Raw genomic sequence first — 24,873 nt, forward strand, 5'->3', positions numbered from 1 at the left:
TCTGAGCCACCGGGCGCAACTTCACGGAAAATTTACCACGTCGCGCCAAAAGGGTTGCTGCAATCCCATGGAAAGGCTTTTGGGCATGGATACTTTGCGCGGCAGTTTCGGACCGCACGACGCGTTGGACCTGGACGGATTCGCCATGCCCGACTTCGGTGCCGTGGATGAAGACGATATGTCTTACGACGCGCCACCGCCAGCGATCGGCACCGACGAACGCCGGATGCAGGTGCGCGCGTACAATTTCTGGGCTAGCCTGCTGGAAGATCGCAATTTCCCTTCGATCGAGGATCTCGATCCCACGCTGCTGCCCGATTTCGGGCCGCACAGCGTGTTGCTGGACTTTTCCACCGGTATCGAGAACCCCGGCATCGAATATATCGGAAACGCGCTGGCGGACGAATGCTGCGCCATTGCCGACGCCACGCCGCGCCGCCTCTCGGACGTGCCGCCGCGTTCGCTGCTCAGCCGCATCACCGATCATTACATGCAGATTCTCGCCAACCAGTCGCCGATCGGGTTCGAAGCCGAATTCGTCAACGCAATGGGCGCGACGATCCTCTATCGCGGCATCCTGCTGCCGTTTTCCAGCAATGACGAAAGCATCGATTTCATTTTCGGCGTGATCAATTGGAAGGAGCTGGCCGACGCCCGATCCTCCGGTGAACTGCTGCTCGAAATCGATCAGGCGCTCGATGCCGGGCTGACTTTCGGCGATCGCCAGCCGCGCAGACCCGCACTGACCGACTGGGCCGATGGCCCCGCCAATGTGTTGGGCGACGACCTGCTGGCCGAAAGCGGCAATGCTTTCGCTGCCACCCGGCCAGTGCCCTCGATCGATCTCGACGGGCAGGCCGAAATGGCCAGCGACAGCTTCGATCCTGCCGCGATGGAACTGGCGGACTGGCTCGCCGCCGCGCGCGAGATGGCGCAGCAGGCGAAAGGCACCGAGGAACGCACCCGCGCCGCGCTTTACGAGGCGGTAGGCCGAGCGTGGGATTTCGCCATTGCCGCGGGCGACGCGCCCGACGACTTTGCCGAACTGCTCGAAGATGCCGGCATCGCCATGCAGGAACGCGCGCCCATGACTCCGGTGGTCAAGCTCGTCTTCGGTGTGGATTACGACAAGACCCGGCTGACAGAATATGCCGCCGTGCTCGCCTTCGCCGATCGCAATGGAATCGCGCAAGGGTCGCTGGGAGCCTACCTCAAGACCGCCGAGGGAGGCCTCAAGGGCGTGGTCGCCAGCGAACGCGCTTTCCGCCGCGCGCAGGACGGCAAGCCCGCCCAACCGATCCACAAAGGCCCGCGCAAGGCGATTGCCAAACGGCTGCGCGCGCTTGCGCCGCTGCAGTTCGACAGTCTGGCCATCGAAGGCGATGAATTCGCCCTCGTGATGATCCGCCGCGATGCCACTGGCCAAGTGGTGGTGCTGGGCGAAGTCCCTGGTAATACCGCGCTGGTTGAAAAGGCCGCGCGCGAACTGATCGGCTAGGTGGAAATCGGCAGCATGCTCGGCTAGCCAGCCGCGCATGGTTTTCTCGTCAAAGGTCGCCGCCCGCGTACAACCCTATTTCGGGTACCGCAGCCGTTCGCGGCTGGTGCTCTCCGCCCGTGCGCTGCGCTCCGCCCCGCCCGCTTTTGGCGAAGGATCACGGTGGAAGGCGATGCGCACGATGATGGCGCAATTCGCCAGCCGCGAAGTCGAAGGTGTCGCCGTTCGGCTGGCAATGGAAGGTGCCTCTGGGCCGCTGGTCGACCATGAGGCTGCGACCGACAAGGAAGGATTCGTCCATTTCGACCTGTCGCTCGATCCCGCGTGGGACCTACCCGATCATCCGGTGTGGGAAGTGGCCACGCTTCATTGGCGCAACCGCGAAGGCCCACAGCAATGTGATGCGCATGTGCTGGTACCGGGCCGGCACAGTGATCTGGCGGTGATTTCGGATATCGACGATACCATTATCGAAAGCGGAATTACCGGCGGCCCGCGCAACGTGGCCCGCAACTGGCAACGCATTTTCGCGCAATTGCCGCACGAACGAATCGCGGTACCGGGGGCCGACACTTTCTTCGGGCAATTGGGCGGAGAAGTGCTGGAATGCGGCGAGAAAGGCGGCGAAAAGCGGATGACCGCCACCCGCCGACCGTTCTTCTACGTCTCCTCCAGCCCTTGGAACCTGTTTTCCTACCTCGTCGCCTTCCAGCGCGGGAAAGGTTTGCCGCTCGGCCCACTGCTGCTGCGCGACTGGGGCTTCAATCGCGATACCTTCGGATCGGGCAGCCATGGCGATCACAAGTCGGCCGCTATCGAGAACATCCTTGCCATGTATCCTGCCATGCGGTTCGCTCTGATCGGCGACGATACTCAGGGGGATCTGCCCGCTTTCGCCCAGGCAGCGGAGCGATTCCCGCAGCGCATCGCCGCCGTGTTCCTCCGCAAGGCGACCGGCGAAGCCTTTTCGCCCGCAGAGCAGGCGGCGGTCGAAACACTCGAACAGGCAGGCGTGCCGCTGTGGCTGGGGGAGAGCTTCGCCGAGGGCCTCGATTTTCTCGGCACCATCGGCGTTACTCCCGGCGGCGAAACCGAACAGATTGTGCGGGCGGTGGAAAAAGTCGAAACCGCGAAGGAAGCGACCGGGGAAGCCACCGCGCAGTGATCTTCATTTCCCGTTCAGCGCAACAGGCGCTAGGCAGGGGCACATCATGCGCATGATTGCCCAACCGCTCGCAAGATTCTTTGCCCGCCTGCTCGCGTTTCTCGCGGCTTTGGCGATGATCGCCCAGCCCGCTGCGGCGCAAGGGATGAGCGTGCTGCGCGATGCCGAAACCGAGCAATTGCTGCAGGATATGCTCGATCCCCTCGCCGAGGCTGCAGGACTTGGCAGAGGTTCGGTCGATGTTGTGCTCATCAACGACAATTCGCTCAACGCCTTCGTGGCCGGGGGACAGCGGATTTACGTCCATTCGGGCCTGATCAACGCTGCCGACGATGCCGGTGAAGTGCAGGGCGTGCTTGCGCACGAACTGGGGCACATTACCGGCGGGCACATCAATCGCTTCTCCGAAGGCGTGGGCAACGCCACGCGGATCACCCTGCTTTCGGCGCTGCTGGCGGCAGCAGCGGCCTTTGCCGGTGGTGGCGAAGCAGCGATGGGCGTGCTCGCAGCGGGACAACAGGCGGCGATGGGCAGTTTCCTTGCCTTCAGCCGCACGCAGGAAGCAAGTGCTGACGCGGCGGGGGCGGAATTCCTGAGTGAAGCGGGCATAAGTGGGCGCGGCAGCCTGACCTTTTTCGAACGCTTGCAGAACTACGAATTTCGCCGCGGCATCAGCCAGGATGACGAGCGCGAATACGGTCGAACCCATCCGATGTCGGGCAACCGGCTGGCTCGGCTGCGGGAGACCTATGTCGTCGATCCCGCTTGGGAAGTTTCCACCGATGCCGATCTGCAAATGCGGTTCGAGCGGGTGAAGGCGAAGCTCTACGGCTATCTCGCGCCGCCTGAGCGCACGCTACAGGCCTTTCCTGCCTATCTGACCGATGTCCCGGCGCGCTATGCCCGCGCCTATGCCTATCACAAGGAAGCACGGATCGAGCAGGCTATCGCAGAAACTGACGCGCTGATCGCGCTTGAGCCGGACAATCCCTTTTTCCGCGAGTTGCGCGGGCAGGTGCTGATGGAATCGGGCCGGGTGACTGAAGCCCTGCCCGACCTGCGCGAGGCGACCAGGCTGACGGGTTCGAACCCGCTGATCGCCAGCCTGCTCGGCCATGCGCTGATTGCTACCGAAGATCCTGCCAACCTGGACGAGGCCGAGGCGGTGCTGCGTGCGGCTGTCGGGCGCGATCACGAAAATCCCTTCGCCTGGTATCAGTTGGGCGTCGTCTATGGCCAGCGCGGGGACATGCCCCGCGCGCGGCTCGCCAGTGCCGAACAACAGATCATGTCGGGCAATCCGCAGGCGGCCCTCGCCAGTGCGGGAGCGGCCGAATTGGGCCTGCCGCGTGGCTCGCCCGACTGGATACGCGCGCAGGACGTGCAATTGCAGGCGCGCGCGCAGCTTGAACGCATGGCCGAACGCAACTAGGCCTTTATGATGCGTTGGATTGTTACCGCTCTCGTCGCGATCATCGCCGGTTTTGCCGGGGCCGCGGCATGGGATTATGCCGGGCTGGGCCCTGATCGCACACGCGCCTATCTGATGGCTAATCCCGAAGTCCTGCCCGAAGCGATGCAGGAATTGCAGCGCCGCGACACTGTGGCGCGTATCGCTCCCTTGCGCGGCGAACTTGAAGAGCCCTTCCCCGGCGCCGTGCTCGGCAACCCGCAGGGCACTATCACGCTGGTGGAATTCAGCGATTACGCCTGCGGGTTCTGCCGCCAGAGCCTCGCCGATGTGAACGCGCTGATCGCCGCCAATCCAGACCTTAAAGTGGTGATCCGCGAATATCCGATCCTGTCCGAAGGCAGCGCCAATGCCGCGCGGATGGCGCTGGCCGCCGCCGAACAGGGCAAGTTCGAAGAGTTTCACAACGCCATGTTTGCGCAGGATGGACCTTCGCCGGAAGGTATCGAAGCCGCAGCCCGCGCCGCTAGAATCGATCTTGCCGCCGCCCGCAGCGCCATAGAATCGGGGCGCCTTGAAGCCCAGTTGCAGAACAACGTCTTCCTCGGCCAGTCAATGCAGCTTTCGGGCACTCCGGCATTTATCGTGGGAGACGAGGTGTTGAACGGCGCGGTGGGCGCGGCGCGGATCGGCGAAGCGATCGTTGCAGCGCGTGAGTCCTGACTCGAAAATCCGGAGCGGGGAGGTCCGCCAATGCAGTTCCGGCTGAGCGGCAAGCCTGCTTCGGCGCGCAAGAGCGGCATCGCCATGCTGCCTTTCGAGCCGACGCCGTTCTTCAAGGACAAGAACCGCGCGTTCTGGCGTTTACAGATGCTCGGATGGGGCGGGGCCTTCATCCTGCGCTCAGCCAATTCGCTCGCCAATGAACGCGCGTTCGATTTCCTCGTCATCGTGGTGATTGCCGCGATCACCGGGTTTTCGATCAGCACCGTGCTCTCGGTGATCTACAGCCACCTCATCAACAGAACTCCGCTGGTTACGTGGAGCCTGACGGTTATCGTACTGGGCTGCGCCGTGGCGGTTTCCGCGTTCATCAACGCCTGGACAATCGACGTCTATCAGGGCGGCAGCGAAACCGGGTTTGCGCAGCTGATGCTGGGCGTGTTCTATCTCGACATGACGCTGCTCGGCGCGTGGTCGGCGCTCTATTACGCGATCAATTTCTTCCTCCAGGTGGAAGAACAGGCAGACCGGCTCGAACGGCTGGAAGCGCAGGCCACCAGCGCGCAACTGGCGATGTTGCGCTACCAGCTTAATCCGCACTTCCTGTTCAACACCCTGAATTCGATCAGCACACTGGTGCTGCTGAAACAGACCGCTCCCGCCAATGCCATGCTGACCAAGCTTTCGAGCTTCCTTCGGCATACGCTCGTCACCCAGCCGGGTGCGAAAGTAACCGTGGCGCAAGAGGTTGAGACCCTACAGCTTTATCTGGAAATCGAGCGGATGCGGTTCGAGGAACGGCTGCGCACCGAATTCCGCGTGGAGGACGATGCTGCGGGTGCTGCCATCCCCTCCTTCCTTCTCCAGCCGCTGGTCGAGAATGCGATCAAATATGGCGTTTCCGCGCAGGAAGAGGGCGCGCGGATCAGCCTCAATGCACGGATCATCGGCTCTCGCCTGCGGATCACCGTCAGCGATACCGGCCCGGGCCTGCAAGGCAGCCAGGATGCCGCCGAAGCGGTGAAGCGCGGGCACTCGTCCACCGGGGTCGGCCTCGCCAATATCATGGAGCGGCTGCAACAGGCCTATGGCGACGATCATCGCTTCGAGATCGAAACGCCACCCGACGGTGGCTTCACTGTAATTATCGAAATTCCCTACGAAGCGGCAGAGACGGCAAATTCCGCTGCCGTCGCGCCGAAACTTAGCCGCCCCCCGTCCGTTACCGCAGAGTCCGTTGAAGCGGACAGGGAACCCGCTTTCCGAACCCCCCAGACCGGAGCCCCCGCATGACTATCAAGACTATCCTCGTCGATGACGAGAAACTGGCCATCCAGGGCCTGCAACTTCGCCTCGAACCTTACGAAGACATCGAGATCATCGAAACCTGCGCCAATGGCCGCGAAGCGATCCGCGCGATCAAGACGCTGAAGCCCGATCTGGTGTTCCTCGACATCCAGATGCCGGGGTTCGACGGCTTCTCGGTGGTGAAAGGCGTGATGGAAATCGATCCACCGCTGTTCGTCTTCGTCACCGCTTACCAGGAACACGCGATCCGCGCGTTCGAAGCCAATGCGGTCAACTATCTGATGAAGCCCGTGGACGAGGACAAGCTGGCCGATACGGTGGAGCGCGTGCGCCAGCGGCTCGCGGAAAAGCGCAGCGCCGAGGAAGCTGGCAAGCTGAAAGATGTGCTCGCCGAAGTCAGCCCCGAAAGTCTCGAATCGCTCGGCACCGAGGAAGAGAGCGCTGGCCGCTATGAAAAGATGATCAACATCAAGGATCGCGGGCAGATCTTCCGCGTCGATGTCGATTCGATTGAACATATCGAAGCGGCGGGCGACTACATGTGCATCTACACCGGCGACAATTCGCTGATCCTGCGCGAAACGATGAAGGATCTCGAACGGCGGCTGGACCCGAAGGCCTTCCAGCGTGTCCACCGCTCCACCATCGTCAATCTCGACCAGGTACGGCAGGTAAAGCCGCATACCAATGGCGAATGCTTCCTGGTGCTCTCGAGCGGGGCGGAGGTGAAGGTAAGCCGCAGTTACCGGGACGTGGTGGCGCGGTTCGTGCATTGACCTCTTCCCTCGTCATTGCGAGGAGCCGAAGGCGACGCGGCAATCCATCTCCCGACGCTTCGATCGTCGCGACCTTGAGAGATGGATTGCTTCGCTGCGCTCGCAATGACGAAGGCTTTGGATGACCGATTTCACACTCCCCGGCTTCGACCTTGCACACTTCGTCCGCGAAACCCTCGCCGAGGATCTTGGCGAAGGGCTTCCCGGTGGCGGCATCGACGTCACCGCACAAAGTGTCATCCCCGCTGAGGCGCGCTTCAACGGGGTGATGGACAGCCGCGATGCGATTACGGTCGCGGGGCTACCGATTGCTTCCGCCTTCTTCCGCCATCTCGATCCCGATATGCAGATCGAACTGCTGGTGGAGGAAGGCGCGCAGGTGCCGCCCGGCAGCGACCTGATGCGCCTGTCTGGCAATGCCCGCGCCATGCTCACCGCCGAACGCAGCGCGCTCAACACCGTGCAGCATCTCTCGGGCATTGCCACGCTGACGCGCGCCTATGTCATCGCGATGGACAATCCGGCCTGCACACTGCTCGATACCCGCAAGACCATTCCTGGCCTCCGGATGCTGGAGAAGTACGCGGTGCGCATGGGCGGCGGCAGCAATCACCGCATGGGCCTTTGGGACGCGGCGATGATCAAGGACAACCACATCCTTGTCGCAGGCGATGTGGGTGAGGCGGTGCGCCGTGCGCGCGACGCCGGGGTGCGGGATATCATCTGCGAAGTGGACCGGGTCAATCAGATCGAACCCGCACTGGCGGCGGGCGCGACCCGGCTGTTGCTGGACAACATGCCGCCCGAAACCTTGCGCGAAGCGGTGACGCTGGTGGCCAAAATCACTAATGGCCGGGTGCCTACCGAAGCCAGCGGCGGGATCAATCTGGAGACGATCAGGGCGAAAGCCGCCACCGGAGTGGATTTCGTCTCGGTGGGGCGACTGACCCAAAGTGCGCCAGCCGCCGATATCGGCCTCGACTTTACCCCGCTGTAGGGTCAGGAATCACGCGATCAATTCCACGCAAGGAGGGGGAGCACCATGCGGCCCGATTCGATTCGCAAGTTCGACCTGTTCTTTCTCGCCGCGCTCGCCGTGGGCGTGGCCAGTGCGCTGCTCAATTACGATACCCAGATGGGCGCGATAACCACGCAACTCGGCGAAGCGGGAATGGCGGAGCACGCCGGAACGGTAATGTTCGCGACGCTGGGGATCGGCCTAGCGGTCAATCTGCTGCTGTGGTTCCTCGTCTCACGCCTGCGCATCGGCTGGGTTAAATGGCTGCTGCTCGCTTTCCTGATCTATTCGGTGCTCTCGATTGGCGTCGCGCTTACAACCGTCGGCTTCAACCTGAGCCTCACCGGCCTTGTCAATGTGCTGCTGAAGGCGATCGCAGTATTTTTCCTGTTTCAGCCGGACGCCAGGGAATGGTTCGCCGCAGCCGAAAAGTGAGCCTGCGCCGCCTCGCAGCGATTTTTCCAGCGGCAACGCTGCTGCTTCCCGCCCTCGCGTCCGCGCAGGCCTACCAGTGCCGCATTCCGCAAAGCCAGATCGCCCTGCCGGTTATCGAGCGTGACGGCCCTGTGCGGCAGACCCGCGTTACCGGCTACACGCTGGCACTGAGCTGGAGCCCGGAGTTCTGCCGCTTCCGCGAGGATTCGCGCCGTCACGCGCGGCAATGTTCGGGGCGCGATGGGAGTTTCGCCTTCGTCGTCCACGGGCTGTGGCCCGAAGGCCCGGGCGGGCAGTGGCCGCAATGGTGCCCGACGCGCCGCGAGCCAAGCGCCACCCGCGTCAGCGCCGCGCTGTGTATGTCCCCCGATGTCGCGCTGGTCGCCCGCCAGTGGTTCAAGCACGGCAGCTGCATGACCCGCGATCCCGACGCCTACCTGCGCATCACGGATGTCTTGTGGCGGAGCCTGCGCTGGCCCGACTACGACCGCCTCTCCCGCCAGCGTGGCCTGACGGCCGGAGACATTCGCGAGGCTTTCGTCACTGCCAATCCCGAATGGGAGGAAGACAATGTCGGGCTGGTCGCCAACGAACGTGGCTGGCTGACCGAAATGCGCCTCTGCTACGGAGCGGACTTCATGCCGATTGCCTGCGATGCGCGGCGGCTGGGGCCGGATGATGGCGAGGAAGTGCGGATCTGGCGGGGGTTGTAGCTGTGCCGGGGAAACCACATCTCGCCAGCGCGCGAAAACCCGCACCAAGCACGGAGCCTGAAGCCAAGATGTTCACGCTGGATCATTTCACCATCCTTTCGCGCTCGCCCGAGCAGGCGGCAGAATTCTATGGCTTTTTGCTGCCGCGCCTTGGCTTCGTGCAGAAGAAGCCGAATATCTGGCACAACCAGGCAGGGCTCTATCTCCAGTTCGGCAAGGCGAAGGCCGATACGGCGGACTACGGTCGCTACGCACCGGGGCTCAACCATTTCGGCCTTTCCGCCCCCAGCCCGGAAGCCGTCCACGCGCTGGCGGCTGAGCTTGAAGATGCGGGAATAGCGGCGCGCCTGCAAGAATTCGGCAACGGCATCACTGCACTGTTTGTGCCCGATCCAGACGGCTTGCGGGTGGAAGTATCCTACTGCCCGCCCGGTGTGCCGCCGGTGGATTGATTGCTTCACCGCCGCTCCGAAAAGAACCCGCGTAGCAGTTCGCCCGCCTCACTCTCGCCCATCCCCGTATAGACTTCCGGCCGATGCAGGCACTGCGGCTGGTCGAATACCCGCGCGCCGTGTTCCACCGCGCCGCCCTTCGGATCGCTGGCAGCGTAATAGAGCCGCCCGATTCGCGCGTGACTGATCGCGCCCGCGCACATGGCGCAGGGTTCCAGCGTCACGAAAAGATCGCAGCCCGAAAGCCGCTCGCTCCCCAAGACCGCAGCCGCGCGGCGAATCGCTACCACTTCGGCATGGGCGGTAGGGTCGGCTTGGGTGCGGGTGAGATTGTAACCCTCGCCAAGCACCGCTCCGTCCTTGACGACCACCGCGCCCACGGGCACTTCGCCCGCCGCCGCCGCCTCTCGTGCCAGTTCCAGCGCGCGCAACATCGGGTCGGGAATAGGCCAGCGGGTCATGACAATGCGCTACTCGCTGGCTTGACGAATCTCCACCCCCCCTGTATGCGCGCGCCTTTCCCGGCACAAAGCTGTACCGAACCACGTTTCTAACGAGAGATTTCGTCATGTCGCGCATTTGCGAACTTACCGGCAAGGGCCGCCAGGTCGGCCACAACGTCAGCCACGCGAACAACAAGACCAAGAAGGTCTTTTTGCCGAACCTGCAGAACGTCACGCTGCTGAGTGAAAAGCTCGATCGCGCGTTCAAGTTCCGCGTATCGACCCACGGTCTGCGCTCGGTCGAGCACAATGGCGGGCTGGACAACTGGCTGCTCAAGACGCGCAGCGAAAAGCTTTCGACCCGCGCCCAGAAGGTGAAGCGCGAGCTGAAGAAGGCCGTTGCCGAGTCGACCACCGAAGCGGCGTAAGCCACTTTCCGAATCGGGTTTAGAATTTGAAAGCGCGCGGGGTCAGTCCTCGCGCGCTTTTGCTTGTGCGGCGGGTGCGGGCGCGGTCCATGTCAGCCGCGCCAGCAGGGTGCGCTGGAACGAAGCAAGGTTGTCGTCGGCGATAATCCACACCGTCAGCGATCCATCCGCCGTTTCCTCTACCGCCAGCCCTTCGTAATTCTCGCGCGGTAATAGCGCATCGAGATCGAGCACCTGCTCGACCACCAATGTGTCGCCTTGCTTCAGTCCAGCGGGATCGGCCACGCCCAGCGCGGCGCTGAACGGCGGATATGCCCAGGTCACGCGCCGCAACAGCACCAGCACCCTGCCATCGGGCAGCGGAGCGAGATCGGTCGCGGCATAGTCTCCCGGCAAGGTGAAGGCGAATTGCAGTGCCGGCTCGCCATGCGTGGGGTCGCCGGGGTGCAGCAGACCTTGCCTTCGACCTTCGGGCAGGACGAGAAAGCGCCCGTCCGCGAGCCGGGCCATCGCCTCGGCCCCTGAATTTTCCGGCCAGCCCACCCATTCGGTCGGCTCGCGCAAGGCCAGCCTGGTGCCATCGGCGGAATAGCTGATGACGGCATGACGCCCCTCGAAACCAAGCCAGTAGTCGCCGCTGTCAGGGTTGCTGGTTGCGGATTCGATATCGGGAATGAAACGACCCAATTCGGCGCGATCGGTAACTTGTGCGAAATCGACCTCACCTTCGCTTTCGGTGCCAGGAATCCCGAACGTCACCATTGTCCCACGATCGGAAAAGCTGCGCAACAAACCGCGCTCGCCGGGCACCAGCAGTGCGGAATAGCCGCCGAAGTCGATGTTCGGGCTGTCCAGTTCCCACAGGCCCACGCGACGGAATCCCGATACCTCTACTGCGCCAGGCGGGCCATCAACTGGCGTCACCGAAAGGATATCGACCTGCGTTTCGGGCAAGGAGGTGCGCAACAGGGTTCCGGGCGCAATGGCCGCCAGCAGAAGGAAGGCGAGGATCAGGCGACGGCGGCGGGAAATGCGGGAATCACCCCGCGCTATCACGGCATCGGACCGACAAACAGCAGCGGATCGAGCCGCGCGAGATGCCACTTGATGCTCCAATGCAGGTGCGGCCCGGTCACGCGCCCGGTCGCGCCCACCAGCCCGATCCGCTCACCCTGCCGCACGCGCTGGCCTTGGGTCACGAAAATCTCCGAGGCATGGAGGAAGGCGCTGTTCAGGCCCGCGCCGTGATCGATGATGATGAGATGGCCTTCGAGGCTATAGGGCTCTGTGGCGGCCAGCGTTACCACGCCATCGGCGGGCGCAACGAAGGGCGTGCCCGCCCCCGGCGCGATGTCGAGCCCCGAATGATAGGCACCCGGTTCACCCTGGTAGACCCGCTGCGAACCGAACCGGCCTGAAATTCGCCCCGTCACCGGCCAGATGAAGTCCTGCCGCCAGCCGTCGGAAGGCGAATTGGCGGTACGGGCAATCCAGATCGCATCCAGTTCCGGCTGCCGGCGGCGCATGAAGGCTTCGCTAGACACGCCGCCGGGGCGGGCCGGGGTGTTGATCCGCTCGATCTGCCAGGCGCGCGGGGACACGGTCAGCGGGCTGCGGATCACCCGCCCGTCGGCAAGCGTGGCTTCGAGTTCGGCGCTCGGCCCGGCATCGCGGTCAAAGGCAGCGAAAAAGCGCCCTTCGCTATCGAAGGTAAGCTCCTGCTCGCCCAGTCGCGCCGAGACCGTGCCGCCGGGAACCTGCCCGCGCAGCCAGCCGCCCTGGGTCAGTTCGCCATCGTAGAGGAATGTGCTGGGACCCGGCGGTTGCAGGCTTGGCGTGGGAGCGGGTGCGGGTGCGGGAGTAGCGACGGGCTGGACCACTTCGGCAGGTGGCCGCACCTCGGCTGCGGGCGGCACTACCGCACACCCGCCCAGAAGCGCCACCAATCCTGCAATCACACCAATCCGCAAACCGGTCACCGCGCGTCGAGCGCCCGCCGGGTGGAAATGTCCGCGCTGGCATAGGCCTCTTGCAAGTCCACGCTCCAGTAGCGCAATTCTTCCAGCGGCACCCGCGCGCCGCTCACCGCGCAGAGCACGAAATGTCCAGGGCGGATCACGCGGAATCCATTCGGGCCGTAGAGCAGCGTGGCGGGGTTTTCGGAGGAGTTCATCAGCATGGGTGCCATTGTAGGGGCTTGGCCCGCTCAAAGCAATTTCGGTTGGCCGCTATCGGGCAAGGCTTCGGCTTTCTTCCGCGGCGAACGTGGGGTATCGCCGGGCGTTGCAGTTATCGAACCGTCGGCGAACTTGATCGCCAGTAGCGGTTCACGTCCCGCCGTTGCCGCCGCAGTAAGAGGCTTTCCCGCACCATCGAACACCATCGCGTAGCCGCGCGAGAGCGGCCTTTCGGGATGCAATTGTTCTGCCAGTCGCGCCAGCACCGCGAACCGCTCGCGCTTCTCGGCGATTGGTCGTGTCACCAGAGCGGGAGCGAACCGCACTGCCGAAAGCCGCATCGCCGCATCCCGCAGGTTGCGCTCCAGCATCGCAGGAGCAAGCCGCAGCCGACCCAAGGCCTCGCGCCCCAGCGCCGCGCGATCGAGCAAGCCGCGACGCAGCCGTTCGCCGGCTTCGTCCAGCCGCTGCATCGGCAATTGCAGCAAAGCCTCGCGCGAAGGCATCCGCGCGACCCGCGCGGCCAGCCGTTCGCGCCCAAGATCGAGCGGGCGGGCAATGCTCTTGCGCTGGCGCAGGCCCAGTTCGTCGAGCAGGGTCGCCAGTTCGCGCCGTACCGGCACTGCCATTTCCGCCGCCGCAGTGGGCGTGGGCGCGCGAACATCGGCGGCGAAATCGCACAGCGTGGTGTCGGTCTCGTGCCCCACCGCGCTGATCACCGGGATCGGCGAATCGGCCACCGCGCGCACCACCGCTTCCTCGTTGAAGGCCCACAGGTCCTCGATTGCCCCGCCCCCGCGCGCGACGATCAGCAGGTCCGGACGCGCGACAGGCCCGCCCGGAACAATCGCCCCGAACCCGCGCACCGCGGCCGCGACCTGTGCCGCCGCGCCCTGCCCCTGCACCAGCACCGGCCAGACGATCACATGGGTGGGAAAGCGATCCTCCAGCCGGTGGAGAATATCGCGAATCACCGCTCCGGTCGGAGATGTCACCACCCCGATCACCTTCGAAGCGAAGGGCAGGGCGCGCTTGCGGGCCGGATCGAACAGCCCCTCGGCCTCGAACCGCTTGCGGTTCTTCTCCAGCAGCGCCAGCAGCGCTCCTTCGCCAGCGATTTCCATTCGCTCGATCACGATCTGGTACTTGCTGCGCCCCGGAAAGGTGGTCAGCTTGCCGGTGGCGATCACCTCGATGCCGTCTTCCGGCGCGAAGCCCAGCCGCCCCGCCTGCCCCTTCCACATCACTCCGTCGAGCACGGCGCCATCGTCCTTCAGGCACATGTAGACATGCCCCGAAGCCGCGCGCTTCACCCCCGAAAGCTCGCCGCGCACGCGGACGAAGCCGAAACGGTCCTCCACCGTGCGCTTCAGCGCCTGCGAAATCTCGGTAATCGTCAGCGGCACGGCATTGTCGCCATCGCGCCCCTTGGCTACGAGGGCACCTGCGTCATCGTCGTCATCGAATGGGGGAAAGCCTGCCATGAATATCCTTGTCCTGGGTTCGGGCGGCCGCGAGCATGCCCTGTGCTGGAAGCTGGCGCAATCCAGGGCGATCGATAGCGAGGGCGGCACACTCTACGTATCCCCCGGCAATCCCGGCATGGAAGACGTGGCGCGGATCGCGTTGGTCGATGCCCGCAAGCACGACGAGGTGATCGCTTTCGCCCGCAAGCACGATGTGGGGCTGGTGGTGATCGGCCCCGAAGCGCCGCTGGTGGACGGACTGGCGGACAGCTTGCGCGAAGCAGGCGTGGCGGTGTTCGGCCCATCCGCAGCGGCGGCGCAGCTCGAAGGCAGCAAGGCCTTCACTAAGGAACTGTGCGAGCGGGCGGGGATCCCCACTGCTGCCTTCGTCCGTTGCAAGTCGCTGGAGGAGGCCAAGAAGGCGCTTGGCACCTTTGCCCCGCCCTTCGTGCTGAAGGCCGACGGGCTGGCCGCGGGAAAGGGCGTGGTGATCGCCGAAAGCGCAGCCCATGCCGAGGAAGCGCTCGAAGACATGTTCGGCGGGGCCTTTGGAGAGGCAGGCGCCGAAGTCGTGATCGAGGAATTCATGCACGGCGAGGAAGTGAGCCTGTTCGCGCTCACCGATGGCGAGACCGTGATTGCCTTCGGCTCGGCGCAGGATCACAAACGCGTGGGCGATGGCGATACCGGCCCCAATACCGGCGGCATGGGTGCCTATTCACCCGCCCCGGTGCTCACCGAAGACTTGCTGGCCGAAGCGATGGAGCGGATCGTCTTCCCCACCGTGCGGCAGATGAAGGAGGAAGGCACCCCCTATCGCGGAGTGCTCTACGCAGGACTGATGCTGACCGATGCGGGCGTCAAACTGGTCGAATACAATTGCCGCTTTGGCGATCCAGAATGCCAGGTGCTGATGCTGCGGCTCGAAAGCGATCTCGCCGAATACATGCTCGCCTGTGCCTACGGCACGTTGGGCACGCTCAGCCCGCCGCGCTTCGACCGGGCGACCGCGCTGACAGTGGTGATGGCGGCTGCGGGCTATCCGGGCAAGGTCGAGCCGGGCGCACCCATCGACCTGTCGCGGGTGGAGCAGGGGGACGATCTCAAGGTCTTCCACGCGGGGACGAAGCTGCTCCACGACGATACGCTGGTGGCGAATGGCGGACGGGTGCTGAACGTGACCGCCCTGGGCCGCGATGTGTCGGCAGCACGAGATGCCGCCTATGCTGGCGTGGACGCGGTGGTGTTTCCCGGCGGCTACTGTCGGCGCGATATCGGCTGGCGGGAGATCGAGCGGGGATGAGGCGCGGACCTTTTCGCCCGTTCCCTGATCGCCCGTGGAGCGGCGCCCTGCTCAGTCGAACAGGCTCGACACGCTCGATTCGTCGGCAATCCGGCGGATCGCTTCGCCCAGCAGCGGCGCAATCGTGAGCACTCGGATGCGGCTCGATTCCTTGGCCGCTTCGGTCGCCTTGATCGTATCTGTGATGACCAGCTCGGTCAGCGCCGAGGAATTCACCCGCGCCACGGCCCCGCCCGACAGCACCCCGTGGGTGATATAGGCAGCGACGCTCTTCGCGCCCGCATCGAGCAGCGCCTGCGCCGCGTTGCACAGCGTGCCGCCCGAATCGACGATATCGTCGATCAGGATGCAGGCGCGGCCCTTCACGTCGCCGATGATGTTCATCACTTCGCTTTCGCCCGGCCGGTCCCGCCGCTTGTCGACAATGGCGAGCGGGGCGTTGTCGAGCCGCTTGGCGAGCGCCCGCGCCCGCACCACGCCGCCGACATCGGGGGAGACCACCATCAGTTCCTGCTCGCCGTAGCGCGCCTGGATATCGGCGGCCATGACCGGGGCGGAATAGAGGTTGTCGGTCGGGATATCGAAGAAGCCCTGGATCTGCCCGGCGTGCAGGTCCACCGCCAGCACCCGGTGTGCGCCTGCTTCGGTAATCAGGTTGGCGACCAGCTTGGCCGAGATCGGGGTGCGCGGGCCGGGTTTGCGATCCTGCCGGGCATAGCCGAAATAGGGCACCACGGCGGTGATCCGCTTGGCCGAGGCGCGGCGCAGCGCGTCGATCCCGATCAGCAGTTCCATCAGGTTGTCGTTCGCCGGATAGCTCGTCGACTGGACGATGAACACGTCCTCCCCGCGCACGTTCTCGTGAATCTCGACGAAGATCTCCTCGTCGGCAAAGCGGCGCATCGAGACATCGGTGAGCGGGACTTCGAGATAGCCGGCAATGGCGCGGGCAAGCGGCAGGTTGGAGTTGCCGGACATGATCTTCATGGCGCGCGAATCCCTTGTGGCGTCTGAGGGGAACGCCCTAGTGGAGCGGCGGGGAAACGCAAATGTGCGGGGGGCGGTTGTCCGCAGGTGAGGGGGGGCCCGATTATGCTCCGCGTTTTGGGGAGCGTTCGAGGATAAGCTTTACTACCGGCTCGTAGGCTTGATCTGCAAGTAACCCGGTCGAGCTTCCGATGACGCTTGGCTGACCACAACGAGGGCACTTGGCAGTCCAGCGCCTGGCTCTGTTCTGCTTCGCTATGTCGTTCCATTCATCCAGCCAATCAGTAATATCGTTGGCATCAAATCTGGCACAGCAAGACACGCAGCCAGCGACTTCACTTCGCTCGATGTCATGGCGATTGCCCGTTGTATGCCGTCGAACCTCGACAAGCACTTCAGCGTCAGTTTTCTGCTTCATTCCGCAAAGTTGCCGAAGTCGACCACGTTCGCAATAGCTTCGGGATCAAGGTCGGGTGTTTGTGCTGAAGCGACCCCCTACCCGATCCGGTGCTCCCCGCGCACCCAGCGCACGGTGCCCGAACTCGCGCGCATTACCACGCTCTCTGTTGTCATCACCCGATCGCCATTCGGGCGGCGGATGCGTTTGACGCCGTCGAGCAGCGAGCCGGAGGTTACGCCGGTGGCGGCGAAGATGCAGTCGCCTTTGGCGAGATCGTCCAACTTGTAGATGCGGTCGAGATCCTCGATCCCCCATTTGTGCGCGCGGCGGCGTTCGTCGTCGTTGCGGAACAGCAGGCGACCATTGAACTGGCCGCCGACGCAGCGCAGCGCCGCTGCCGCCAGCACGCCTTCGGGCGCGCCGCCGCTGCCCATGTACATGTCTATCGTGGTGTCCTGATCGGTGGTGGCGATCACGCCCGCCACGTCCCCGTCGCCGATAAGCACTACCCCGCAGCCCAGCCCGCGCAGTTCGGCGATCAGTTCGGCATGGCGCGGCCGGTCGAGCACGCAGACGATGATTTCGGCGGGATTGACACCCTTGGCCGCAGCTACCGCGCGCACGTTCTCGGTCGGCGTCTTCGCCAGGTCGATCACCCCTTCGGGATAGCCGGGGCCGACCGCGATCTTGTCCATATAGACATCGGGCGCGTTGAGCAGGCAGCCTTCCTCCGCCGCCGCCAGCACGGCGAGCGCGTTCGGCCCGGCCTTGGCAGTGATGGTGGTGCCTTCCAAGGGATCGAGCGCGATGTCGATCCTTGGTCCCTTGCCGGGCGCACCGCCGACCTTCTCGCCGATATAGAGCATCGGTGCCTCGTCGCGCTCACCCTCTCCGATCACCACGGTGCCGTCCATATAGAGCGTATCGAAAGCGCGGCGCATGGCTTCGACGGCGGCGGCATCGGCGGCTTTCTCGTCCCCGCGCCCGATCAGTTCGGAAGCGGCAATCGCCGCCGCCTCGGTCACGCGGACCAGTTCCATCACGAGCACGCGATCGAGCACGCTTTCAGTTTTGGGGGTAACAGTGCCAGTGGGCGAGTTCATGGGTAATTCAGCCTCCAATCCCGAAGTCCCGGCTCGCATAGACCCTGTTTCGGTGGGATGGAAGCGTCGGCACGGAGCCGAATAAGGCCCAGCGATAGGCGCGAGGAGGGAGCCATGCCAAAGCATAGTAACCGACGAGCAACGACGCGCTGGGCCTTATTCGGCCCGCCCCTCCGGGGTCGTGTCAGGAAATCCGCTGGCGGCGTCGCGCCGCTTGAAGGGGCGGTAAAGCCCCTGCTGCGCGCCGCTCCTATCCAGCGGATTTCCTGACACGATGACGATGCTTCCATCCCACCGTAACAGGGTCTCGGCAGGGAGTGGGGCAATGTCGAGAATGTTGGCGGCCTTGATTTTTGCCAGCCTTGGCGCAGTTGCCCCGGCTCATGCCCAGCAGGTCTATGGCCCCGCCGAGGAATTCGAGGGCGAGGAGGACACTCCCAATCCGCTGCAGGAAATCCAGCCCTGCGAAACGCAGGCGCAGGAGGAGAATGTCATCCTCGTCTGCCGCGAACTGACCGAATCGGAACGGTATATGTCGCCCTTGCCCAAACCGGTGCAGTCGGACCGGGCAATCATTCCGGGCCTCACCGATCCGCCGTGCTGGGTGAGCAATCCTGCGGCAGAGGGAACGATGGGCTGCATGCGCTTCGGCTATGTCCCGCCGCCCGCCATTATCGTCGACCTGACGCAGTTTCCCGAACCGCTGGCCGAAGCCGATGCAGCGCTCGTGAGCGAGGTGGAGGCGGAACCTGACAGTGCGGCGCCAGTCACCGGCGAGCGGGTGGCGATCGATCTTTCCGAAGAGGAATAGAGCGGGTTTAGATCAGGTAGGACCTCACTGCTCCTCCCCCTTAAGGGCGAGGCTGGGTGGGGGTGTACTGTCCTCTCGATGATGGGACCCCCCACCCCCCTGGGGAGGGGAGTGAATTTGGCTGAAACTGATAAAATATCGATCTAATCCAGCAGCCGCATCACCAGCGGTTCTTCGGTCAGGCTGGGCGATCCTTCGAGCAGCGCTAGCGCTTTCGCCACCGCGCCTTCCGGCCCGTCGTGCGTCACCATGGCCACCAGCACCGGATCGTCGCCATCGGCCTGCCCCTGCTGGATCAGGCTTTCGATCGAGACCCCGGCATCGCGCATGGCAGCGGTGATCTCCGCCAGCACGCCGGGCCGGTCGGCGACCATGAAGCGCAGGTAGGCGCGGTTGCGGCGGTGGCCGGGATCAGCGGGCGCGCTGGCTTCGAGCATCGCTACCGGCAGCGAGAACGGCGGCGGGGTATTGCCGCGCGCAATGTCGATCAGGTCTGCCACCACCGCGCTGGCGGTCGGCCCGTCGCCCGCGCCCGCGCCCTGGAAAAGCAGGCGACCGGCGTAATTGCCTTCCGCGACCACGGCATTGGTTGCCCCGCGCACGCCCGCGAGCGGGTGGCTGACGGCGACGAGGCAGGGGGCGACGCGCTGGAACAGGTGGCGGCCATCGCTCTCGTCAGCGCAATCGGCGAGCCCGATCAGGCGAATCACATAGCCCAGCGCGCGGGCCTGGGCGATGTCGGCGGCGCGGATGCGGCTGATGCCCGACACGTCCACCGCGCCGAAATCGAGCCGGGTGCCGAAAGCCAGCGCCGCGAGAATCGTCAGCTTGTGCGCCGCATCGACACCTTCGATATCGAACGTAGGATCGGCCTCGGCGTAGCCCAGCCCCTGCGCTTCGCCCAGCACATCCCCGAAATCGCGCCCGGTGCTTTCCATTTCGGAGAGGATGAAATTGCAGGTGCCGTTGAGAATTCCGTAAATCCGCTCGATCCGGTTGGCGGCCGCACCTTCGCCCAGCCCCTTGATCGCCGGGATGCCGCCCGCCACCGCTGCTTCGTAGCGCAGCGGAGCGCCGTTTGCTTCGGCGAGCTGCGCCAGTTCCATGCCGTGGTGGGCGATCATTGCCTTGTTGGCAGTAACCAGTCCCTTGCCACCGCCGAGTGCCTTGCGCGCCAGCGCCAGCGCCGGGCCATCCGATCCGCCGACCAGCTCCACCACCACATCGACATCGTCGCGCGCGGCGAACATGGTCATATCGTCTTCCCAGGCGAAGGAAGAGAGGTCGACACCGCGATTCTTGCCGCGTTCGCGCGCCGATACGGCGACGATTTCGATCGGGCGACCGGCGCGGCGGGCGATCAGCTCGCCGTTCTCGGCCAGCAGCCGGATAACTCCGCCACCCACCGTGCCCAGCCCCGCCAGCGCAATTCGCAATGTGTCCGCCATTATACCCCGTCCTGCTACCCTATGCGCGGCGGGCGTTAGTCAGCCGCGCGCGGCTTGGCCAGAGGTGAAGTGACGGGAGGCGTCAGCTGTAGCGCCGCTCGCACTCGCCCAGTTCGTTCAGGACGAAGGCGTAATCCTCCCGCGCGCGGTTCTGCGATTCGCGGTCCGCCTGGAGGAAGGCGTCCTGCGGCAGTTCCTTGGGCAGGAAGCAGGCGAAGCGGAACCAGGCGAGCGATTCGGTTTCGGGCGGGCGCAGGTTGGTGTCGACGATTTCACCCAAAGAAATGCCCCACTGCGGAGCGAGGCCCGGGCGGCGCACCACGGTCAGCGAGACAGGCGCGCCATTGGCGGTTTCAACGAACATCTGGGTTTCCGATTCGCCCGCCAGATTGCCGGGCACCGAAATCACATCGCGCACTCCGGTGATTTCCGGCGGCAGTTCGGCAGCGGCAAGCTGGCGCAGCACCCGGCGCACCCGCTCTTCGATCACCGGCCCGTGCGGGAACATCGCGCGGCTGGAAACCAGCTGCACCTCGCCGGGACGCGCGCGCACCAAATCTGCGAAAATGACGAAACTGCGCTCCTCCCAATCGGGTGCATCGCCGTCGGCATCGCGGTTGGTATCAGTAACGAAAATCAGCGATTCGCCGACGCCGGTAGGGCCACTGAGGAGGTTTTGGGTGAGCGATTCGAGGTAGAGCCGCACCCGCCCCGGTGGCACATCCGGCACCCGTTCGGGGCGGAAGGCCGTCTGGTCCTCGATCATTACGATGGCAGCAAGTTCTGCCTCAAGCGCGAAGGTCACCAGATCGACATAGGTGGGCTGTTGGGCTGCCGCCACTTCGTCGGATTGCGGGGCGCGATCGTTGCCGCGCACCGGCGCCGGAAGCGTGGTGGAGCAGGCGGCCAGCACCACGCTGGCAAACATGGCCAGAATGGTCGGGCGAAAGCGAAAGCGGGGCGAATTCGGTTTGCTGTGCATCATGGCCTCCTCCTGCCCCCGGACACCGGCAAATGGCAAGCGCTGACAGCTGAGCCGCACAGCCGTGAATTGCGACTGAACCGATAAACCGTTTGCCCAGACCCTTGCGGCTGGTTAAGAGCCGCCTTGCAGCCCGCTAACAGAACAAAATAATTTACGGCTGTTGCCAAACGGGCACAAAATTTGTCGCAGCCCGTTGGCTAGCCAAGCTGAAGTTGGGCTGGACAAGACGGAACTGCGGCTGGCAGGATGCGAATCCTGTTGGTTGAGACAGCCGGGACTACCCGGCGCGTGAAACGGAGTGAAGGGACTGGATGGCTTACGCTGACCAAGAAATGAGCGGCAGTCGCATTATTGCGATTGTTATCGTTGCCCTCATCCACATTGGGCTCGGCTACCTGCTGATCACCGGCCTCGCCTACTCGGCGTTCAAGGAAGCGGTGGAGCGGGTGACGACAGTGGATATCGAGGAGCCGCCGCCACCGGAAGAGCCGGACGAAGAGCCGCCGCCACCGGAAGAAAATGTCGCGCCGCCGCCGCCCGTGGCGCCGCCGCCGCCGATCAGCATTGCGCCCAATCCGCCGCCGGTGCGTACGCAGCCGAACATTCCGCCGCCGGCACCGCCTGCGCGGATCGTTCCGCCGCCCGCACCGCCTGCGCCCCCGGCCCCGCCGCCTCCGCCGCCGGCGCCTGATCGCTCGCGTGCGCTCAGCCCGGACAACCAGGCAAGCTGGACCCGGCGGATCATCGAGAATTACCCGTCGCGCGCCCTGCGTCGCGAGATTGAGGGTACGGTCGGTGTTTCGGTTACCGTGGGTGCCAATGGTCGGGTCGAAAGCTGCCGCGTCACTCGCCCTGCCGATCCCGTGCTGGACGAAGCGGCCTGCGCCGATCTGACGCGCTATGCCCGCTTCAACCCTGCGCTGGACCGAAGCGGCAACCCGACATCGGCCACCTGGTCCACCAACATCGTTTACCAGATCAACTGATCTAACGGATTTCTCTAGGAAGAGGATTTTCTAGCATGCTTATCGAAACACTTTCCGTCGCGGCAGGCGAAGCGGCCCCGACCACTCAGTTCGGCTTCATGGAAGCCATGGAAGAAGGCGGCCCCGTCGCCTGGTCCATCCTTGCCATCATGATCATCATGTCGGTGGGATCGTTCTACATCCTCATCACCAAGTACTTCGAACAGAACAAGGTGATGAAGGAATACCGCACCAATCGCGCCGCCTTCTGGCGTGCGGGTTCGATGAAGGAAGGTGCGACCAAGTTCGAGAAGAACAGCGCCTGGCGCCAGCTCGTCGACGATGGCATCCGCGCCGGTGAAGAATCGGACAAGATGAGTGACAGCCTTGAATCGCACGACTGGCTGCACGGCACCCTTGCCCGTTCGGAAGCCTCCATCAACGCCAAGCTCGCGGGCGGCCTGCCGTTTCTCGCCACCGTCGGCGCGACCGCGCCGTTCGTCGGCCTGCTCGGCACGGTTATCGGCATCTACCGCGCGCTGATCAAGATCGGTGCATCGGGTTCGGCCTCGATCGACCAGGTTGCCGGTCCCGTCGGCGAAGCGCTGATCATGACCGCTATCGGTCTGCTCGTCGCCGTGCCTGCGGTGTTCGCATACAACTACCTGCAGTCGCGCAACCGCACGATCGCCGCGATGCTCTCGGGCTTCTCCACCGATCTGCAGGCGAACATCACCTCGCACGGTCAGGTTCGCCCGGCCATTGTGACGACTCCCGCGAAGGGCGCCACCACGGCTCCCGCGAAGAGTGCCGCCACGGCTCCGGCGTCGCCTTCGACCGCGTCGACCACCACGATCAAGAAGGCCTGATCGGCAGCGAGACGAAAGGGCGGGCGCCGTCGCATGCCGGCGCCCGCCGCTTCCTTCGATTACGTGAGATAGGACGAGACTATGGCAATCAGTGTAGGCGGCGAAGAAAGGCCGATGTCCGACATCAACACCACGCCGCTGGTGGACGTGATGTTGGTGCTGCTGATCATCTTCCTGATCGCCGTTCCCGTCGCCATCCAGACGGTTGAGCGGCTGGAAATTCCGATCATTCCGGTGCAGGAATCGGATGACAAGGTTGAAAACCTCCTTATCACCGTCACCACCACCGACGCCGAAGGGCGGACTCCAGGCACGGTCCGTTCCGGCTATACCGGTGCGACGCGCGACGGCGAATGCCGGGTGTTTTTCAACAATACGACGCTGATGGATTCGACCGAGCTTTACGATGCGGCCTTCGCGCGTCTGGACGCGATCGTGCAGGCCTATCCCGGTGGTGCCGAGGCGATCATCAACGATCCGGAAGCGATCCCGCAGGTTCACATCCGTGGTGACGTCAACGCCCCGTGGCGCTGTGTTGCGGGCACGATTTTCAATGTGCAGGCCGCCGGTTACCCGACCGTCGCCTTCATTTCCAACCCGATCGACCCGACCCCTTAAGCGGGCATCGATCCGGCAGCAGATTTAGGAGTAGCATCTCATGGCAATGTCAGGCGGTAGCGACGACGGCGCACCGATGATGGAAATGAACATGACGCCGTTGATCGACGTCCTGCTCGTGCTCCTCATCATGTTCATCATCACCATCCCGGTGGCGACGCACGCGATCAATATCGATTTGCCCGCTCCCGATCCCAATTCCACTCCACCCGAGGTCGATCCGGTCACCAACAAGATCGTGCTGACCCCGGACGACCAGATCCTGTGGAATGGCGAAAACATCGATCAGGGTGGTCTGGTGCAGAACCTGCAACAATCGCTCACCTTTGCGGTAGAGCCGGAGCTGCAGTTCGAGCCGGAAGCCAACGCCAGCTACGATCTCTCGGCCCGCGTACTGAGCCTGATCAAGGCGTCGGGCGTGACCAAGTTCGGCTTCGTTGGAAACGACAAGTACCGGCAGTTCGGCAGCGGCGAGTAATCTGCGCGGGAGATACCGGTTTCGACCGGAGGAAAGGGCGGCTTCGGCCGCCTTTTTTTGTGCCTGAAACGCGCAGCGCAACCGCGCTTGACACCCTCAGGAATTCGTGATGGTATCTCATTACATCCTGCCGCGCTTCGCAGCAGAATGCCGGCGCAGGAGCAGTCACGATGGCGATACGATCCCGCTTGCTCGAACGCAGCTACAACACCCAGCCCGAACCCATGCGCGAACTCAACATCACGCCGCTGATCGACGTGTTGCTGGTGCTGCTGGTGATGATGATCCTCTCCATCCCCATTGCCACGCACCAGTTGGAGGTGGACCTGCCGCAAGGCCCGCGTTCATCGAGCGAGACGCAGCAGATCATGCTTTCGCTCACCCAGGCGGGCGCGGTGCTGTGGAACGGCGAGCAGGTGGACGAGCCCGAACTTGAAGCCCGCCTCGCCCTAGCCGCCGCAAGCCCAGCCGAACCGGTAATCCGCTTCCAGCCCGACGCGAACACAAGCTACAACGATGCGGTGCAGGTGATCCATCTGGTGGGGGAGGCGAACATCGAACGCTTCGCCTTCGACGGGAACGAGCGGTATCGCGAGTTCGATGCGGACTGATGCCATACACCAAATCGAGAGCGCGGCAGTCCTCGCACGCCAGTCATGGCGAAAAGGTGCATTCCAACTGCCCCACCCTGTCTCAACACGGTATCCTGAGTATGGTCGGAACTTTTACAGTGATCTTTGCGATCATAGCGACCACCGCTGAGGCATCGGAAGAGCCGCACCTCCAACCCGTCAACCTGCCCTATATCTCAGCGCAGCGCGCAGCGCCCCTCGACGAGAGCTTCGTCGTGACCGTCGCCGCAACTGATATCGGAGACGGCAATCTCCCGCCCC

Annotated in this window: 27 protein-coding genes; 18 read left to right on the forward strand and 9 right to left on the reverse strand. The window is 64.2% G+C overall.

What is annotated here, in order from left to right; all coding sequences use genetic code 11:
• Positions 1-85 precede the first annotated feature (85 nt).
• The 10 genes from JY451_07045 (at position 86) to JY451_07090 (ending at position 9,499) form a co-directional block, all read left to right on the forward strand.
• Complete coding sequence (locus JY451_07045; protein ID QZH76286.1) at positions 86-1,498, forward strand: hypothetical protein; 1,413 nt, start codon at positions 86-88, stop codon at positions 1,496-1,498.
• 37 nt (positions 1,499-1,535) lie between these two features.
• Positions 1,536-2,663, forward strand: a complete 1,128-nt coding sequence (locus JY451_07050) for a DUF2183 domain-containing protein (protein ID QZH76287.1) — start codon at positions 1,536-1,538, stop codon at positions 2,661-2,663.
• Positions 2,664-2,715: 52 nt separating this feature from the next.
• The gene (locus JY451_07055; GenBank protein QZH76624.1) at positions 2,716-4,095 is read left to right on the forward strand and encodes a M48 family metalloprotease; all 1,380 of its coding nucleotides are present in this window, start codon (positions 2,716-2,718) and stop codon (positions 4,093-4,095) included.
• A gap of 6 nt (positions 4,096-4,101) precedes the next feature.
• On the forward strand, positions 4,102-4,797 hold the full coding sequence (locus tag JY451_07060; GenBank protein ID QZH76288.1) for a thioredoxin domain-containing protein: 696 nt from the start codon (positions 4,102-4,104) through the stop codon (positions 4,795-4,797).
• 78 nt (positions 4,798-4,875) lie between these two features.
• Positions 4,876-6,090 carry a sensor histidine kinase gene (locus JY451_07065; GenBank protein QZH76625.1) on the forward strand — a complete coding sequence of 405 codons (1,215 nt, stop codon included), beginning with the start codon at positions 4,876-4,878 and terminating at the stop codon, positions 6,088-6,090.
• A complete protein-coding gene (locus JY451_07070; GenBank protein ID QZH76289.1) occupies positions 6,087-6,881 on the forward strand; it encodes a LytTR family transcriptional regulator DNA-binding domain-containing protein in 795 nt (264 codons plus the stop codon). Before JY451_07065 ends, JY451_07070 begins: the two co-directional genes overlap by 4 nt.
• 121 nt (positions 6,882-7,002) lie before the next feature.
• Positions 7,003-7,878, forward strand: a complete 876-nt coding sequence (gene nadC / locus JY451_07075) for a carboxylating nicotinate-nucleotide diphosphorylase (protein ID QZH76290.1) — start codon at positions 7,003-7,005, stop codon at positions 7,876-7,878.
• Positions 7,879-7,923: 45 nt separating this feature from the next.
• Positions 7,924-8,334 carry a hypothetical protein gene (locus JY451_07080; GenBank protein ID QZH76291.1) on the forward strand — a complete coding sequence of 137 codons (411 nt, stop codon included), beginning with the start codon at positions 7,924-7,926 and terminating at the stop codon, positions 8,332-8,334.
• Complete coding sequence (locus JY451_07085) at positions 8,310-9,047, forward strand: ribonuclease T (GenBank protein QZH76292.1); 738 nt, start codon at positions 8,310-8,312, stop codon at positions 9,045-9,047. The genes JY451_07080 and JY451_07085 overlap by 25 nt, the downstream gene beginning before the upstream one ends.
• A 68-nt stretch (positions 9,048-9,115) precedes the next feature.
• On the forward strand, positions 9,116-9,499 hold the full coding sequence (locus JY451_07090; protein QZH76293.1) for a glyoxalase: 384 nt from the start codon (positions 9,116-9,118) through the stop codon (positions 9,497-9,499).
• 5 nt (positions 9,500-9,504) lie between these two features.
• Here JY451_07090 and JY451_07095 read toward each other — a convergent pair whose 3' ends face one another.
• The gene (locus JY451_07095) at positions 9,505-9,960 is read right to left on the reverse strand and encodes a nucleoside deaminase (protein ID QZH76294.1); all 456 of its coding nucleotides are present in this window, start codon (positions 9,958-9,960) and stop codon (positions 9,505-9,507) included.
• A 107-nt stretch (positions 9,961-10,067) separates the two neighbouring features.
• Here JY451_07095 and rpmB point away from each other — a divergent pair, with 107 nt between their 5' ends.
• Complete coding sequence (gene rpmB / locus JY451_07100; GenBank protein QZH76295.1) at positions 10,068-10,370, forward strand: 50S ribosomal protein L28; 303 nt, start codon at positions 10,068-10,070, stop codon at positions 10,368-10,370.
• Between the two features lie 42 nt (positions 10,371-10,412).
• On the opposite strand, the gene JY451_07105 is transcribed toward rpmB, so the two are convergent.
• From JY451_07105 to JY451_07120, 4 genes are read right to left on the reverse strand one after another with little or no spacing between them, the layout of a single operon-like run.
• Positions 10,413-11,426, reverse strand: coding sequence for an esterase-like activity of phytase family protein (locus tag JY451_07105; protein ID QZH76296.1), 1,014 nt, complete (start codon positions 11,424-11,426; stop codon positions 10,413-10,415).
• Positions 11,423-12,286, reverse strand: a complete 864-nt coding sequence (locus tag JY451_07110) for a M23 family metallopeptidase (GenBank protein QZH76297.1) — start codon at positions 12,284-12,286, stop codon at positions 11,423-11,425. Before JY451_07110 ends, JY451_07105 begins: the two co-directional genes overlap by 4 nt.
• A 59-nt stretch (positions 12,287-12,345) precedes the next feature.
• Positions 12,346-12,549: a DUF2093 domain-containing protein gene (locus JY451_07115; protein QZH76298.1), complete on the reverse strand. Its 204-nt coding sequence runs from the start codon at positions 12,547-12,549 to the stop codon at positions 12,346-12,348.
• A gap of 27 nt (positions 12,550-12,576) precedes the next feature.
• Positions 12,577-14,031 carry an exodeoxyribonuclease VII large subunit gene (locus JY451_07120; GenBank protein QZH76299.1) on the reverse strand — a complete coding sequence of 485 codons (1,455 nt, stop codon included), beginning with the start codon at positions 14,029-14,031 and terminating at the stop codon, positions 12,577-12,579.
• Between JY451_07120 and purD the strand changes: the two genes are divergently transcribed.
• Positions 14,030-15,316: a phosphoribosylamine--glycine ligase gene (purD, locus tag JY451_07125; GenBank protein ID QZH76300.1), complete on the forward strand. Its 1,287-nt coding sequence runs from the start codon at positions 14,030-14,032 to the stop codon at positions 15,314-15,316. The two genes, JY451_07120 and purD, sit on opposite strands and share 2 nt — an antisense overlap.
• Positions 15,317-15,367: 51 nt before the next feature.
• On the opposite strand, the gene JY451_07130 is transcribed toward purD, so the two are convergent.
• Both JY451_07130 and glpX read right to left on the reverse strand, forming a co-directional pair.
• Entirely contained in the window at positions 15,368-16,303 is a 936-nt protein-coding gene (locus JY451_07130) for a ribose-phosphate pyrophosphokinase (GenBank protein QZH76301.1), read from the reverse strand.
• 495 nt (positions 16,304-16,798) lie between these two features.
• Positions 16,799-17,806, reverse strand: coding sequence for a class II fructose-bisphosphatase (gene glpX, locus JY451_07135; GenBank protein ID QZH76302.1), 1,008 nt, complete (start codon positions 17,804-17,806; stop codon positions 16,799-16,801).
• A gap of 325 nt (positions 17,807-18,131) precedes the next feature.
• Here glpX and JY451_07140 point away from each other — a divergent pair, with 325 nt between their 5' ends.
• Positions 18,132-18,617 carry a hypothetical protein gene (locus JY451_07140; protein ID QZH76303.1) on the forward strand — a complete coding sequence of 162 codons (486 nt, stop codon included), beginning with the start codon at positions 18,132-18,134 and terminating at the stop codon, positions 18,615-18,617.
• Between the two features lie 143 nt (positions 18,618-18,760).
• On the opposite strand, the gene JY451_07145 is transcribed toward JY451_07140, so the two are convergent.
• Positions 18,761-20,065: a homoserine dehydrogenase gene (locus JY451_07145; GenBank protein QZH76304.1), complete on the reverse strand. Its 1,305-nt coding sequence runs from the start codon at positions 20,063-20,065 to the stop codon at positions 18,761-18,763.
• Between the two features lie 82 nt (positions 20,066-20,147).
• On the reverse strand, positions 20,148-21,050 hold the full coding sequence (locus JY451_07150; GenBank protein ID QZH76305.1) for a hypothetical protein: 903 nt from the start codon (positions 21,048-21,050) through the stop codon (positions 20,148-20,150).
• A 311-nt stretch (positions 21,051-21,361) separates the two neighbouring features.
• On the opposite strand from JY451_07150, the gene JY451_07155 reads away from it, so the two are divergent.
• From JY451_07155 to JY451_07175, 5 genes are all read left to right on the forward strand, one after another.
• Positions 21,362-22,036: an energy transducer TonB gene (locus tag JY451_07155; GenBank protein QZH76306.1), complete on the forward strand. Its 675-nt coding sequence runs from the start codon at positions 21,362-21,364 to the stop codon at positions 22,034-22,036.
• A gap of 35 nt (positions 22,037-22,071) precedes the next feature.
• A complete protein-coding gene (locus JY451_07160) occupies positions 22,072-22,884 on the forward strand; it encodes a MotA/TolQ/ExbB proton channel family protein (protein QZH76307.1) in 813 nt (270 codons plus the stop codon).
• Positions 22,885-22,965: 81 nt separating this feature from the next.
• On the forward strand, positions 22,966-23,502 hold the full coding sequence (locus JY451_07165; protein QZH76308.1) for a biopolymer transporter ExbD: 537 nt from the start codon (positions 22,966-22,968) through the stop codon (positions 23,500-23,502).
• 40 nt (positions 23,503-23,542) lie between these two features.
• Entirely contained in the window at positions 23,543-23,980 is a 438-nt protein-coding gene (locus JY451_07170) for a biopolymer transporter ExbD (GenBank protein QZH76309.1), read from the forward strand.
• A gap of 170 nt (positions 23,981-24,150) precedes the next feature.
• Entirely contained in the window at positions 24,151-24,591 is a 441-nt protein-coding gene (locus tag JY451_07175) for a biopolymer transporter ExbD (GenBank protein QZH76310.1), read from the forward strand.
• Positions 24,592-24,873: the final 282 nt, after the last annotated feature.

This window comes from Erythrobacter sp., from assembly GCA_019739335.1.
Classification (GTDB): domain Bacteria; phylum Pseudomonadota; class Alphaproteobacteria; order Sphingomonadales; family Sphingomonadaceae; genus Alteraurantiacibacter.